General features: G+C 52.8%; 14 protein-coding genes. 4 read left to right on the top strand and 10 right to left on the bottom strand.

The window, feature by feature from the left end; genetic code table 11:
- Positions 1-32 precede the first annotated feature (32 nt).
- From HQ393_RS14750 to modA, 8 genes are all read right to left on the bottom strand, one after another.
- On the bottom strand, positions 33-1,283 hold the full coding sequence (locus HQ393_RS14750) for a cytochrome-c peroxidase (RefSeq protein ID WP_179356014.1): 1,251 nt from the start codon (positions 1,281-1,283) through the stop codon (positions 33-35).
- Between the two features lie 234 nt (positions 1,284-1,517).
- The gene (gene eco / locus HQ393_RS14745) at positions 1,518-2,000 is read right to left on the bottom strand and encodes a serine protease inhibitor ecotin (protein ID WP_179356013.1); all 483 of its coding nucleotides are present in this window, start codon (positions 1,998-2,000) and stop codon (positions 1,518-1,520) included.
- 112 nt (positions 2,001-2,112) lie between these two features.
- On the bottom strand, positions 2,113-3,570 hold the full coding sequence (locus tag HQ393_RS14740; protein ID WP_179356011.1) for a sensor domain-containing diguanylate cyclase: 1,458 nt from the start codon (positions 3,568-3,570) through the stop codon (positions 2,113-2,115).
- Between the two features lie 193 nt (positions 3,571-3,763).
- Positions 3,764-4,864: a molybdenum ABC transporter ATP-binding protein gene (gene modC / locus HQ393_RS14735; protein ID WP_179356009.1), complete on the bottom strand. Its 1,101-nt coding sequence runs from the start codon at positions 4,862-4,864 to the stop codon at positions 3,764-3,766.
- 6 nt (positions 4,865-4,870) lie between these two features.
- On the bottom strand, positions 4,871-5,449 hold the full coding sequence (locus HQ393_RS14730; RefSeq protein WP_179356007.1) for a hypothetical protein: 579 nt from the start codon (positions 5,447-5,449) through the stop codon (positions 4,871-4,873).
- 25 nt (positions 5,450-5,474) lie between these two features.
- Entirely contained in the window at positions 5,475-5,831 is a 357-nt protein-coding gene (locus HQ393_RS14725; protein ID WP_179356005.1) for a DUF2750 domain-containing protein, read from the bottom strand.
- Positions 5,832-5,845: 14 nt separating this feature from the next.
- Positions 5,846-6,520, bottom strand: coding sequence for a molybdate ABC transporter permease subunit (gene modB / locus HQ393_RS14720; RefSeq protein ID WP_179356003.1), 675 nt, complete (start codon positions 6,518-6,520; stop codon positions 5,846-5,848).
- A 27-nt stretch (positions 6,521-6,547) separates the two neighbouring features.
- Positions 6,548-7,273, bottom strand: a complete 726-nt coding sequence (modA, locus tag HQ393_RS14715) for a molybdate ABC transporter substrate-binding protein (protein WP_179355996.1) — start codon at positions 7,271-7,273, stop codon at positions 6,548-6,550.
- A 235-nt stretch (positions 7,274-7,508) separates the two neighbouring features.
- Here modA and HQ393_RS17985 point away from each other — a divergent pair, with 235 nt between their 5' ends.
- From HQ393_RS17985 to HQ393_RS14700, 3 genes are all read left to right on the top strand, one after another.
- Entirely contained in the window at positions 7,509-9,965 is a 2,457-nt protein-coding gene (locus HQ393_RS17985; protein WP_179355994.1) for a methyl-accepting chemotaxis protein, read from the top strand.
- Between the two features lie 258 nt (positions 9,966-10,223).
- Complete coding sequence (locus HQ393_RS14705; RefSeq protein WP_179355993.1) at positions 10,224-12,224, top strand: S8 family serine peptidase; 2,001 nt, start codon at positions 10,224-10,226, stop codon at positions 12,222-12,224.
- Positions 12,225-12,321: 97 nt separating this feature from the next.
- The gene (locus HQ393_RS14700; protein WP_179355991.1) at positions 12,322-12,678 is read left to right on the top strand and encodes a hypothetical protein; all 357 of its coding nucleotides are present in this window, start codon (positions 12,322-12,324) and stop codon (positions 12,676-12,678) included.
- A gap of 20 nt (positions 12,679-12,698) precedes the next feature.
- Here the strand turns inward: HQ393_RS14700 and HQ393_RS14695 are convergent, their stop codons facing one another.
- On the bottom strand, positions 12,699-13,124 hold the full coding sequence (locus HQ393_RS14695) for a globin family protein (RefSeq protein WP_179355989.1): 426 nt from the start codon (positions 13,122-13,124) through the stop codon (positions 12,699-12,701).
- A 75-nt stretch (positions 13,125-13,199) separates the two neighbouring features.
- Entirely contained in the window at positions 13,200-14,072 is an 873-nt protein-coding gene (locus tag HQ393_RS14690; RefSeq protein WP_179355987.1) for a DMT family transporter, read from the bottom strand.
- 191 nt (positions 14,073-14,263) lie between these two features.
- Between HQ393_RS14690 and HQ393_RS14685 the strand changes: the two genes are divergently transcribed.
- Positions 14,264-15,136 (top strand): OmpA family protein, encoded by an 873-nt coding sequence (locus HQ393_RS14685; protein ID WP_179355986.1) that lies wholly within the window; start codon positions 14,264-14,266, stop codon positions 15,134-15,136.
- Positions 15,137-15,156: the final 20 nt, after the last annotated feature.

The following is a 15,156-nucleotide window of genomic DNA, read 5'->3' as shown; positions in this document are numbered from 1 at the left end:
ATTTCTATCCTTGCAGCCAGGCGGCGATAATCCTATTTAAATGGGTTGGCAAACTTCGCATCATTATTGAGCTGCGTATCGGTCAAGGTGAGCAAAAAGGCTTCCAAATCGGCTTTTTGCGTCGGCGTTAGATTGAGCCCGCCTGCTGGCAAACGCGCATCGAGCGCCGTACCCGCCTGTATCCCACTACTGTAATGCTCGATCACTTGTGCCAATGTGCTAAAGCGCCCGTCATGCATAAACGCGCCGCTTAATGCGATATTTTTCAGCGATGGTGATTTGAAAATCCGCGTCTCATTCAAATCCAGCCCATTCGATTTTGAATTAGGAGCGAGTACAAAGGTCGGTGGCACATGGCAAGCCGCACAACCTGCGCCTGGGTTAGCGCCGCCGCGACCGCGCATAAATAAATCCCGCCCACGATTCTCCGCCGCAGTAAAACTCGCGATCGGGGCGCCTAAACCTTGATCGGGTAAGGATGGGTTGTAGTTGAGCGCATAGCCAGCATCCCAGCGGCTATTGCTGGCGACCATGGCTCGCTCAAATTGCGCCAATGCGGTTTGAATGCGAGGTTCGGTGACCGCAATATCGCCGTAGGCGAGTTTAAATAACTCGGGGTAATAGCCCAAAGCCTGCGCTTTACTCAGCAGCGCACTCATGCCGCCATGGGCAACATCAAAGCCCATTTCCACCGCATTTTGTATTGGTTGGCTCGCTTGCAATTCAACGCTGGCCGCGCGTTTATCCCAAAACATTGACCCTGGGCGATAAAACCGAATATTGCCTAAGCGCATTGAATGCGCGCTGGTAAAAGCTGTGCCTGAAAAGCCAACACTAAATCGCGCAGGGTCGCTAAAGCCGTGGCTGGCCTGATGGCAAGATGCGCATGCAGTGGTGTTATTGATGCTGAGATTTTTATCGTAAAACAGCACCCGCCCCAGCGTCGCGATCGCATCAGTGGCCACAGGCGAAGCTGGCGTATTGTCGTTGGCTAAGACGGTGACATCGTAATAGTTGGGCAGTGTCGGTGTGTAATTGAGCAGCGCGGCAAAATCCAGATTGAGTACATCGCTCACAACTTTGGGCGTGACTGGTGTCGCAGCAGGTGCTGGCGAGCTACTCACCACAGTGCTGGGTGTCGGATTTGCAGTGGGCGTGCTGGTAGCCGGTGTACTAGTCGGGGTAATGCCCACTGGGGTACTGGCTGAGCCGCCACCGCCACCGCCGCCGCAGGCGGTCAGTAGTAAGAGCAGTAAACTACTTAAAAAGCTGCGTGCCATCATCGCAAAACCCCAAAAAGCCAGCTCGTCAGTTGTAAGCTAGTTTTTCATACTATGTAGTTTTGCGCTGAACGTATAGGTGGGAAAGCCTTAGATTATTCGAATTGCATGCGCACCAAGACAAACGGCGTGCCTAAGCGCCAAACCCCATAGGGTATTGCACCAGACACGCCGCAAATATTAGATTTTAATTATATACAGTAAGTAGGTATATCCCTGTGACCGCTAGTCAGCCGATTACTGGGCTTTAGCAACTGTTGCTTTTTCAGGTGATGTCCAAATTTTGTAGCGTAGCTCAACGCCCTTAGGTACGTAGACCACGACTGGCAATCTTGGGTTGTAGCGGATCAATTCATCTGAATACACTGCCACAAATTTTTCAACCTTGCTGTTATTTGGGCAGGCCATCATCGTGGTCGGGCCGGGGCCGACATTACTCACTACCCAATAGTCATAACCCCAACCTTGCGCGGTTTCTTTTTTGATCTCACCACTCAGACTACGGGTATTACAATCGGCTTCTATCGTTTGCCCAGGGATCAATTGCACCCGGAAACGCTCTGTGTCTTTCACTTGCGGCAAATTAATCACCACGCGCTCATAGCCTTCTTGCGCTGGTGGAAACGCCTTCAAAGGATCGCTCGCTGCGCTCGCTGTGCCAGCCAATAGCGCGGCCGTCATTGCGGCGATACCCAAAATCGTTGTTTTATTTTTACGCATGTCTATTTCCTCGCAGATGGACAGATCGAGTCGAACTCAATCGCTATGCAGCAAGCATAGGCGAGTTTGCATTTCTGGCGTATGAACTATTCACATGCAAAATCGGCAAAAATCATGCTTCGCACGACGCAACGACCACGCAATTGCGGCTTTTGGCTTTGGCCTCGTACAACAAATGATCGGCACGCTGGAAAAATTCAATCGCGTTTTCATTGGGCAATAGCTGCGCCACACCCAGACTAATTGTCACTGGATGTGGGCGGGGCAAGGCAAAATTATGCTCGGCAATCAGCACCCGCATGCGCTCGGCCAACTCCATCGCTGCATCCTGATCGCAATCGTCCAGCAGGCAAATGAATTCCTCACCACCCCAACGCGCCAGTACATCGCTGGCGCGGGCCGACTGCCGCAATAAAGCCGCAATTTGCTGCAAGACCGCATCGCCGTGCAGATGACCAAATTCATCATTGATCGACTTGAAAAAATCCACATCGATCAGCACGCCCGACATCGGTCTCGGATGGCGGGCCAGCTCATTGAGTTTTTGCCGCAACACGATTTCAAAAGCTTGGCGGTTGGGGATTTGGGTTAAGCGATCGATCGTAGCCAACTGCTCTAGTTGGCGCTGATTGCGATTGATATTAAACAGCGCCACCACAATCACCAAAATCGTAATCACCGCTGAAATGAGCAAATTAATCAGCAAGATACGTTGCAGCGGTTTGATATTGGCCGATTCATTTTGCTCCACAATCAAATACCAGCCCAGCTCAGGGATAAAGCGCGTATTGGCCTGGATTAATTGATTATCGATCGTGTAACTCAACTGCGTCGGAATGGTGTTTTGATTTAGAATTTGCGGCGCAATCTCGCTCAAGCCCGCTTGCTTGAGGATAGAGCCGCGATGCTGCTCTTTGTTGCCGGTGAGAACAACCTCACCGTGTTGATTCACAAAATAAATATGCCGTCCAAAACGACGCTCGTACGATTGCAAGGTGTCTTTCATCGTATCCAGCGTCAGACCCACCCCGATCGCGCCGATAAAACGGCGCTGAAAATCTTCGACCCGATAATTGATAAAGATGGTCATTTTGTCGCGATTGGCCATATCGGGATCAACATTGGTTTCAAACGGCACGCTCATCTCACGCACGCGGAAATACCACGCATCGCGTGCTTCATTTTCCTTTACATCTTTGAGAATACCGCCGGCATGGTAGTAATGACGGCTGAGGTCGGAAACCAGAAAACTCGTAAATGTGCCGTTTTTGGTTTTCACTTCATTGAGGTAACGCACAATCTGGCTAGGGTCTTTTTCGCCGCTCAAGATCCAATCGCGCACAAAGGTATCGTGCGCCATTTGCGCCGAAATAAAGACCGGGCGCAGCATGTCTTTCTGAATTTCGGAATAAATATTATCCCCAGTCAGCGGTAGCGCGCTCTCAACAATATCCTGATGAATTTCTGCGCTCGAGACCCAGTAGCTCGCCAAGCTCGTCGTCAAAAACCCCAAAATCAGCAGGGTGGCGACCAAAAATAATAAGCGTAAACGCTGGGGGAAAAATTGCACACTGGCCTCAATCAGATAAACCTTACTTATAAAGTAGATTATCCGTACTCAGCCCTGACTTGCCTAGCAAATGAACCCGCCAAGCCGATTTGAGCGACACTTTGCCGCAGCATCGGCTGAGCTAAACAATCTGCGATCAATACTAGGGTATACCCTTACAAAGCAATCAAATGAATGACTTCAAGGCCATACATCACAGCAGCGCGACTGCCTTCACCTGCGCCCAGACCCTCTGCCCCACACTTAAATCGAGGCTGACCTGCGAATAGGCCGTGATGCGCGCCATCAACAAAGTGCCATTCACATCGAGCTGTACCAAGACATGCGCCGGATGAGAGGTGGGGATCAGCGCGGCAATCGTCGCGGGCAGACGATTCACAATACTGGTATCGACGTGCTCGCTCGTTGCGATGCTGATGTCGCGAGCAAAAATCCGCAGCCGTTGCGGCTGGCCAATATGATGATGTTTGGTCGGCACGCGCAGCTCACCGCCTGCGCCCGCCACACCATCCGCTCCGAAAGCCAGCGTCGTTAAATAAAAATCGTCGCACAGCGCCGTGACGCGCGTGTCGAGAATGGTCGACAGCTCGTCGGCAAACTCGGGCGGCAAATCAGGCTGCGCCAGCGTCGCCGCTAACGGCCCTTGCGCCCTCACCCGCCCTGCGCTCATCAGCACCAGATAATCGGCGAGCTGGCTGACCTCATCCATCGCGTGCGTCACATACACCAGCGGGATATTGAGCTCGCGATTTAGGCTCGCCAAGTACGGCAATAGCTCGGCCTTGCGCGGCGCGTCGAGCGCGGCCAAAGGCTCGTCGAGCAATAGCAACGTTGGCGATGCCAACAGCGCCCGCGCAATCGCTACGCGTTGTTGCTCGCCGCCCGACAATTTATCCGGCTGGCGTGGCAGCAAATGCGCGATGCCGAGCAAATCCACCGCCCGCTCGTAGCCCACGCGCCGTTGCGCGGCTGGGGTGCGTTTCAGGCCAAATTGCAGATTTTGCTCGACCGTAAGATGCGCAAACAAACTGGGTTGCTGAAACACCATTCCCACACCGCGTCGATACGGCGGGATAAAGGTGGCTTGATCCTGCCAAACCTCACCCGCGATATTCACCACGCCACTCACCCGCGGCTCCAGCCCCGCAATCGCACGCAACACCGTCGTCTTGCCGCAGCCCGAAGGACCAAACAGCACCGACACGCCGCGCGCAGGCAGCGTTAAAGCAACGTCGAGTGAAAAATCGCCCAGTTGGGCGTTTAATTCACATGAAATACTATTTTGTAAAATCATTCCTCGTTAATCTAATGATGGTAAAAGTGTTGAACAAACATTGGATTCTTTTTCAAGGAGATACAACACTTCATTACATTGAAGCCGTAGTTGTGAAACTACTTTAGATTGTTTCCCCCGACTTTCTTTTAGATACTCTTCTTTCTCAATTATTTTACCGTCATTACGATAATTTGTATCTAATTCTGATTTAACAACACAGATGAACTGTAGATACTGAAAATATGCATCAAAGAACGAAAAGAGAGCAACCTCAGTCGCTTTGCTAAAAATATACTTAGCCTTGTAAACATTCGACTTTAGCTGCCCAAATTCATACAACCTCTTTTGAACCTCATCTATCTCAAAAACACCTTGACCAATTGGAACTATATAGCTTCCAGATTGAAATTCATTATTTAACTTAGAAATTTTCATGCAAACATCAGCACGGTCTTCAAGTAACGCAATTGAATTTGCCCGCCAGGATTGAAACCAAGCGGCAATCGAGACGAGCAGAGCTAGCAAAGAGATAATCAAAGCAGCGAAATCAGAAGCAGATTTCTCCGAACCTTGTGAAAAAATAAGAACGAAAAAATCCTGCATACATAATCCTAAGTAATCTTCATTATTAGTTATTAGGCTGAATTTCAACCTGCTGCTGCAACTCCGTCGGCGTCACATCCAGCGACACCGCCGCAATTGACGACCAATTCACGCCGGCCAGCAAACCATCGCGCTCCATGCCGGGCAGCATTTGCTGCGTAAAAACATCCCACGCAATCGCGACGGGTTCAAAACCTTTGAATGATGGCACGTTGGCGATTTCTTCCTCGGCGCGCACTTTGCTCGACCAGAACGGCATCGCGCGTTTGCCTTTGCCGCCAATCGGCGCTGGGAAACCCACTTCGTCTTTAATGCTCCAGATCGTTTTAGTCTGGGCGATTTCGCGGTAAAACTTGGCAACTTCTACTTCGATAGTACTCATCTCTTTCTTCCACATTAAATTGATCGAGCCGGTTTATTTAATAAACGCAGCGCGAGTAACACAAAAAAACTAAACGCCAGCATGGCCAGCGATAGGCCGTGCGCTTGCGTGTATTCCAGCGCCTCGACGTGATCGTAGATTTGCACCGAGATCACGCGCGTCTCGTGCGGGATATTACCGCCGATCATCAGCACCACGCCAAATTCACCGACCGTATGCGCAAAACTCATTACCGCCGCGGTGATGATGCCGGGCTTGGCCAGCGGCAGGATCACGCTGAAAAAAGTATCGCGCGGCGAGGCGCGCAAGGTCGCGGCCACTTCGAGTGGCCGTGGGCCGATGGCGGCGAAGGCTTGCTGCAAAGGCTGCACCGCAAAGGGCAGCGAGTAGATGATCGATGCGATCACCAAGCCCCAAAATGTAAACGGCAACAAGCCCAGCCCCAGCGCCTGCGTCATCTGCCCGAGCGTGCCATTGGGCCCAAGTGCGACGAGCAGATAAAAACCAATCACCGTCGGCGGCAGCACCAGCGGCAGCGTCACAATCGCGCCGACAATTTTAGCGCGCAGCGTATCACTGCGCGCCAGCCACCACGCCAGCGGCGTACCGAGCAGCAGCAGGCATAGCGTGGTCGTCGCGGCGAGTTTTAGCGTCAATGTGATCGCGGAGATATCTTCGGGGTTGAACATGCGGATTCAAACTTCAGTTCAGGTTAATTATTGGTAGCCGTATTGCACCATGATTTTCTTGGCTGCGGGCGATTTTAAATACTGCAAAAAGGCGGTCGCGGCCGCGTTGTTTTGCCCTGCTTTGAGTAAGACGGCGTCTTGCTTAATCGGCTGATGCAATTGGGCGGGCACCAACCAGCCCTTGCCGCTTTTGAATTTGCCATCGAACATCACCAGCGAAGCGGCGATCAGGCCGTATTGCGCATTACCGCTGGCGACAAATTGCTGCGTCTGCGCAATGTTTTCACCGTAGACAAGCTTAGGGCTGAGCGCAGCGCTCAAGCCTTGCGCAGCGAACACTTCCATTGCGGCGCGACCATAGGGCGCGACTTTGGGGTTGGCGATGGCGAGTTTGCTAAACTGGCTTTGTTTTAAGGTTTGCTCATTCGGGGTATTGCCTGCGGCACTCCACAAAACAAGACGTCCAGTTGCATACGTGAACTGGGTATCTTTTGCCGCCAGCTGCTGCTCGACTAATTGAGTCGGCGTTTCATCATCCGCCGCGAGCAGTACTTCAAACGGCGCCCCATTGCTAATTTGCGCAAACAGTTTGCCTGTCGCGCCGTTAGAAATCTGCAAGCTGTGGCCGCTAGCGGCTTTGAAATCGGCCGCCAGTGCGTTCAACGGGGCGACAAAATTACTCGCCACCGCGACTTTGACTTCGCCTGCGTAGACCCCGTTCGCTAGCAGGCCAAGAATAATCAATCGACGCATAACACTCCTTCATCGTTGCGCGAGAAATAGAGGGCTTCATCAGCCCCAGCCACTAATCTACCGCACCTCGCGCAAAAGGCAATTGCGCTGAAGAAGTAGCCTGCCTGCCGTCCGTCAGTGGTAACAATATGCCATTCGATTTATGACCATTCATAAACTATCACCAAGATTACCTTGTAATTTCATTTAAGTAAGCAAAATTAAACCGTCTAAGCCCATTCAATAGGTGGTCGCAATGAAACTCACGATTCAATCTCGTCTGATTTATACCATCGCATTTATGGCGATCTTGCTCATCGGCATTGGTGGCTTGGGGATTTCAAATCTCAGCAAGATCAATGACTCGCTCAAAACAGTGTACGAAGACCGCGTCGTGCCACTCAAACAACTGAAAATGATCGCCGACGATTACGCCGTTAGCGTGATTGATGCCGTGAACAAAGCCAATGCGGGCTTGATTGAAGCCGAGCCGACTTTAGCCAAAGTGCGCAAAGCCAGCGCAGAAATTGATCAGGAATGGAAAAAATACAAAGCCACGACCTTAACGCCCGACGAGAGCAAGCTGGCCGAGCAAGCCGAGGTGTTATTTGCCAAAGCCAATCGCGATGTCGCGCAGCTTGACGCATTTCTCGCGACCAAACACGGCAATATCCAAGGCGATTTGATTCAATTTGATGGCCCACTGTATACCAGCATTGACCCGATCGGCGACAAGATTGGCGAATTAATCACCTTACAATTGGACGTCGCTAAAGCCGAATTTATTGCGTCCCAGAAAACCTATGAAACGGTACGCACTGTCTCACTGGGCTTAATTTTGCTCGGTCTGGTATTGGCCGTGCTTTCCGGTGTACTGCTGATACGCGCCATCTCTCGCCCACTGTCGAGCGCGGTAACGGTGGCTCAGAATATTGCTCAGGGTAGGCTGGATAATCAGATTGTGATTCACAGCCAAGATGAAACGGGGCAATTACTGCTGGCCATGCAGCAAATGCAGCAATCGATCCAGAGCTTTGTCGCCGCACAACAGCAGATGGCGCAACAACAAGCGGCGGGCGCGATGAGTGCTCGTCTGGATGCCAGCCAGTATCCCGGTACTTTTGGCGTGATGGCGGGGCAAGTAAATACCCTGGTTGAAGAACAAAATCGCGTGATTCAGACCACGATCGAGGTGATTGCTCAGTATTCCAAAGGCAATTTCACACCCGATATGCCCGCGCTACCGGGTGAAAAAGCCAAAATTACGCAGTCGATTGCCGAAGTTAAACGCGCCCTATTGGCAATCAGTGGCGATATTCAACGCTTGGCTCAGGCAGGGGCAAATGGCGACTTTAGCCAACGCTGCGATGCCAGCCAGTACCAGTACATGTTCCAAGCCATGCTGGAAAACCTGAATCAACTCATCGTGACCTGCGATGTTGGCTTTAACGATGTACTGCGCGTTTCCGAAGCGCTGGCGCAAGGCGATTTAAGCCAAACCATTAGCAAAGACTACCCAGGCCTATTTGGCCGTACCAAACATGGCGTCAATGCCACGGTAGCCTCACTGTCAAAAATCATCGGTGAAGTCGATCAAATGGTCAGCGCCGCCGCCGAGCGCGGTGATTTTAGCCGCCGCCTTTCTACCGAGGATAAGCAGGGCTTTTCGCGCAATCTGGCCGAGCAGCTCAATCAGCTATCGAGCACCACCGACACGGGGCTACGCGATGTAATGCGCGTAGCCACTGCGCTGGCGGACGGTGATTTAACGCAATCGATTACGAAAAACTACCCCGGTTTATTTGGCGAAACTGGTGAAGCCGTCAACACCACGGTGAAAAACCTGCAACATCTGGTCGGCGAAATTCAGCAATCGGGCACCACCATTAGCCATGCGGCCAGCGAGATTGCCCAAGGCAATGCCGATCTATCACGTCGCACCGAGTCGCAAGCGGCCAATCTGGAAGAAACCGCCGCCAGCACCGAGGAGCTGACCGGTACAGTGCGCCAAAATGCGGAAAATGCGCGTGAAGCCAATGAATTGGCGCAATCGTCGGCGAAAATCACCCATGAAGGGGCGATTGCCGTGCGCAATATCGTGGAGCGAATGAACTCGATTCAAGCTGCGTCGAGCAAAATTGTTGAGATTATTAGCGTCATTGACGGCATTGCCTTTCAAACCAATATTTTGGCGCTCAATGCCGCAGTCGAGGCGGCGCGGGCTGGCGAACAAGGTCGCGGCTTTGCGGTTGTGGCCTCCGAAGTGCGCAATCTGGCGCAACGCTCGGCAGTAGCAGCCAAAGAAATAAAGGTCTTGATTGGCGACTCGGTGGCACAGGTCGAGCAAGGTAGCCTGCAAGTCAATCAGGCTGGCAACACCATGGGGCAAGTGGAAAACAGTATCGAACGGGTTAGCGTGCTGATCGCAGAAATTGCCAATGCCTCGATCGAGCAAAGTGCTGGCATCGCCCAAGTGAATCAGGCGGTGACACAGATGGATGAAGTAACGCAGCAAAATGCCGCGCTGGTTGAACAAGCTGCGGCGGCAGCCGAGTCACTGCAAGAGCAGGCGCAAGCGCTATCGGACGCCGTGAGTGTCTTTAAAATTAACCAGGCAACGCCGATGACCGTACAAAAAGTGATCCACAAAGCGGCACAATTGGAACCGGCCGATCAAAGCGGCCATCAAAACAACGCTCTATCCGTGATTTAATTCACAGACACCCTTCTATCCAAAACAATGGGTATATACCTACAAACCATACAATAATTTGCTTATAGGCATATACCCAAAGAAAAACTCTTTAACCAGCTTAATAAACCACCGTTACTGGTATTAGATTAGGGATAACCCTAGCACCACTAAAAATGCCATTTGCATTACTCTGCGTCCACCCAAGGCATGAAAAGAACAATACATCGCCAAGATGATGTCGATTGGGGAATATAACGAGGATGGAGACGGTCTCTAATGCAAGTAAAACACAGTAGTTTGATCATTGCGGCCACGCTGGCCGCGATGGCAGGTCACAGCTCGGCTGAAACCATAGATCGCGTCGTCGTACGGATGAAACCTTCCGTAATGATGCGCAGCATGAGCGAAAATGACATCGCTCAAACCATACAAAGCGCCAGCGCGGGTAAAGGCAAGCACGCCTTTACGATGGGTGATGGCCAGTCACACGTGATTCAATTGCCCACAGGTTTGTCTGGTGCCGAGCTCAAAGCCTATATCCAGAAATTGCAAGCTAGCGGCGAATTTGAAGCCGTTGAAGCCGACGTTCAAATGTACCCAATGGGCGTAGCCCAGCCGAATGACAGCCTTTGGAGCTCTTTGTGGGGCTTCCAAGCCCCGCTGCCAGGCAGTACTTATGGTGCTGATTATATTGGAGCTTGGGAATTTTCTACCGGCCAAGGCGTTGTGGTCGGTATCGTCGATACGGGTGCGGTACCTCACCCCGACTTAGGTACGTTGAGCCCTGCAGGCGGCAATTTTGTATCCCCCGGCTATACCTTTATTACCGATTGCTACCGCGCAGGCAGCTGCGACTGGACGAGCAGCTCACGCACGATTGCCCCGTTCGCCGGCGCGCTCGATCAAGGCGATTGGTGCACCAGCACTGACGTGACCAATGGCGTCTGCCAACGCACTGGAACCAGCTCATTTCATGGCTCACACGTCGCTGGTACGATTGCGGCACTGGGCTACAATGGCGTGGGCGTGATTGGTGGCGCCTATAACGCGAAAATCTTGCCAGTACGTGCCTTGGGTAAAGGCGGCGGCTCGGCGATTGATATTGCTGATGCGATTCGCTGGGCAGCTGGCATTCATCCCAGCATCCCCAATCCAAACCCAGCCAAAGTCATCAATATGAGCTTGGGCGGCAGCTCGAATACTTGCCCTAGCTTCTATCAATCGGCCATTAATGACGCGACCAACGCGGGCGCGATCGTCGTGGTAGCGGGTGGTAATGAAAATCGTGATGCATCCCTGGCGACACCAGCCAATTGTGCGAACGTGATTACCGTTGCGGCCACCGGTAAAGCCGGCGAGAAAGCCAGCTATTCCAATTTCGGCAGCAAAATCACGCTGGCAGCACCTGGCGGCAATGGCAGCACACGCATCACGTCGACCGTGAATCTGAGCACCAGCCGTGTCGACTTAACGCCAGCAGGCTTTGGCTATGTCGGCATGAATGGCACGTCGATGGCGACACCGCACGTTGCGGCAGCCGTGGCCTTGATGCTCAGCGCCAACCCCAAGCTTAAATACAACGACGTAGTGAGTTTGTTGCGTCAATCAGCGACAGCCTTCCCAGCAACGGGCGGTTGCACCACCAGCAATTGCGGCGCAGGTATTTTGAACGCGGCGGCAGCGGTGCGTTTGGCGAAACAATCTGCGGGTGATAACACTGAGCCCGTGGTTACGCCCAAACCAACTACGCCACCCGTTGTCACGCCAGCGCCGACTACCCCACCGGTAGTAACCCCCAAACCAACTGTGCCTCCTGTTGTAACACCAGCGCCAACACCGGTTGCAGGCTGCTACACAGCATGGACTGAAGGTGGCACGTTTGCAGCGGGTGATATGGTGACGTTTGACGGCCGTAACTACCGTGCTCGCGTAACGCATGTGGCCTACAAAGGCGCAAACTGGAACCCCAAAGCCAGCTTGAACTTATGGCAAGATATTGGTGCGTGCACCGGCGGTTCAACAACGCCAGCGCCAACACCTGCGCCCGTTGTAACGCCAAAACCAAGCACCGCACCAGTGGTGACACCAGCCCCAAGCACTGCGCCGACAAATCCAAGCTGCCCAGCTTGGTCAGCCAGCGTAGCCTACACGGGTGGCAAATGTGTGAGCTTTAATGGCCAAACCTACACCGCCAAATGGTGGACAATGGGCGAACAGCCTGGCGCAACTCAATGGGGCCCGTGGCTGGCAAGCACGGCAGCCGCAAAACGTAAATAAACCGTTGTAGTTTGACCCGATATGAACCCACCATTGCGATAGCACACAGGTGGGTTCATGCTTATTGAACGAGCACAATCAGTACCAAGGAAAAGCGATGTTCACAACTGGCAATCACATTTTACGAAAATTGATGATTCTGATGGCCTGCATCACGCTGTGCGCCTGCGCCAGTAGCACGGTCGCCAGCCCCAGCACTCCCAAAGTCGAGCGCGTGATTATTCAATTTAAAGCCAAACCCACCGACGTGGCACAAGCGGTTCAGCAGCTTGCGCAGCAATATCAACTCGGCATGAGTTATGAGCGCGAATTGGGCGGCGGCTATTACATCGCCAAACTCGAACCAGCCCAAGCGAGCGACGTATTGCAAAACACCCTGAGCAAAATCGCCGCCGACCCCAGCATTAGCAGCATCGAGGCCGATATGCTGATGCAAACCATGCCAAGCAAATAAAACCCGCAGGCTTGCAAGCATCAGCAAGCCTGGTTTGACTTCACATGGTCTTTCATTGTCGTCGCCATCAGGCGAAATACATCGACCCACGCCTGTCGCAACTCAGGCGTCCAAGCCTCACCCAGCCCTTGTTTTAAGGTCCAGAGCAGCGCATTACCCACCGGCGTGTAATGCTCGGCCTTCACGCCATAATTCACATGCCGCTCGGCCAATTGCTGCAAAACAGGCACCAGCGAATTCAGATCATTGAGCCCGCGCACGGCTACTTTAATCGTCGCCATCAGCATATTGCCCTGTGCGCTCAGATCTTTTTTAAACAGCGGCCGCACTTGTGGCGCATATTCAAAGAGCTTGGCGTAGAACATTTGGGCCGCTTGCGCCGCAATCGGCTCGACCTGCGCAAAGCTGTGTTGCACCAGTTGAATCTGCCTCGCTGTTATCGACATAAACCCACCTCATCAGAAAGATGGCTTTAGCATAGGTCGATAAATGCCCCACAGCTGATTATTTCGATTCGCCACTTATTCTGGCACAGGTATTGCCGGAGAAAGCGCAATCAGCAAGGTTGCGATAACAATACCCACTCCACCCACCAACTGCAACGGCGTCAGATGATCACCCAGAATGAGCGCTGCCAGTAGCACACTCACCACCGGCTCCAGCGTTGAGAGTGTCGATGCTTCGCTGGCCGATAAGCGATCCATTCCCGCCAAAAAAGCAAAAATGGCAACTACGGTCGACACCAGCGCAATCGCGGTTGCCGCCAGCCAACCCGTAGTCGAAACTGGCCAACTCACGGGATGATACAAGGTCGTGAGCCACAAGCTGGCCGCAGCCGACATCATCACCACCGTCGCCGCAGGCAATGCACCCGCCAGCGGAGTCAGCCGACTGCCCGCCAAGATATACGCCGAATAAATCAGCGCCGCCAGCAAGCCAAACACCACCCCCAGCCATTGCCCGCCAGCAGGGCCTATCGTCAGCACCAAGCTAAAACAAGCCAGCAGCAAAGCCGCCATCGTGCGGCGTGATAATTTCTCGCGCCACCACCACGCCGATGCCAAAGTCACAATGACGGGATACGCATACAAGAGCAAAGCCGCCAGCGCCGCCGAGCCATAGCGCAAAGCCGAAAAATAGCAAAAAGCCTGCCCGACATAGGCCAAGCCGCCCATCGCCATCAAACCATACAACACCTTGCCGCGTGGCCACGGCGCACGGCGGATCATCATTACCGCCAGCATCAGTGCTGCAGCAATGGTGAAACGGATCAGGAGTAAGCTTTGCGTCTCTAGGCCACTACGATAGGCCCAGCTACCGAAAATCGGCATCCAGCCGAAAGCAACGGCGGACAAAATAATCAAAAAGATGCCAAGGCGACGCTGCGAAGTCATAAAGGATGCATCAAAAGAGTGGAAAATCAGTGTGCTATAAGCGCATCCGGCTCGCAACTAGCGTAAACACCTAAGCAGCTGATTTGATGTGCTGCCAACAGCACAAAACCAATGACACCGGCGTTTAATTACAAAACAACCACACACAATTTATGGCATCATTACAAGAATAAATAACAAGGAGTCAGTAAGTGTCTTTGAATACGGAAGAAAAAATCGGTTTATCCGCGGGTTTAGTCTTTGCAGCACTTGCAATTGGTGCAGGCTTGCTCTCGACCAAACTACTCCCCTCGCTCAATAGCAAACCCGCAGCCGTCGCGTCCGCCAGTGCGGCGACAGAACAATTCGTGCTCGGTGATCTGCACATGGTATTGGCCGATGGCAAAGTCACCATCACTGGCCGCGTTGCGGATGAAGCCAGTAAAAATCGCATCTTGAAACCCGCGCGCTTGCTGTGGGGTCCAGACCATATCGTGGATCAAATCACCGTCGACGCCACCGCCCCTGCATTCTGGTGGGCCGCTCGCCCGATTGAGATTTTTGCCCGCCTCAAACAATTGAGCGCCTTTGATCTGAAATTGGCTGACACGGGCATCCATTTTAGCGGCGTTGCCGGCAATGCCAAATTGGCCGAAGGCATCAAGCTCGGAGCGAGTAACTGGTTCAAACCCGGCAGCGCAGTCACCGGCAATGTCACTGTCACCGACGATGCGCAACTGGCCGTCTGGAATGACGGCGTTTTGCTCAACGAATCGATTGAATTTGCCACTGGCTCCGCCGATGTCAGCGCCAACTCGCACGAACGATTGAAAGAAATCGCCACCTTTCTCGTTGAAGATGGTCGTGTGGTACGGATTGTCGGCCATACCGACAATACGGGCGACGCTGCGGCCAACAAAACATTATCTCTGCAACGCGCAGAATCGGTACGCATGATCCTGATTCAAAACGGGGTCAAAGGCACGCAGTTAATTGCCGTCGGCATGGGGCAAGAACAGCCGATCGCCGACAACAACACCGAAACGGGCCGTCAGAAAAATCGTCGTATCGAGTTGGCCAACTAATTTCAGCCACGCTGGCTTCA

Source organism: Chitinibacter bivalviorum (assembly GCF_013403565.1).
Classification (GTDB): domain Bacteria; phylum Pseudomonadota; class Gammaproteobacteria; order Burkholderiales; family Chitinibacteraceae; genus Chitinibacter; species Chitinibacter bivalviorum.
The sequence above is the reverse complement of the archived record's forward strand: the minus strand, read 5'-3'. Positions and strand labels throughout refer to the sequence as shown.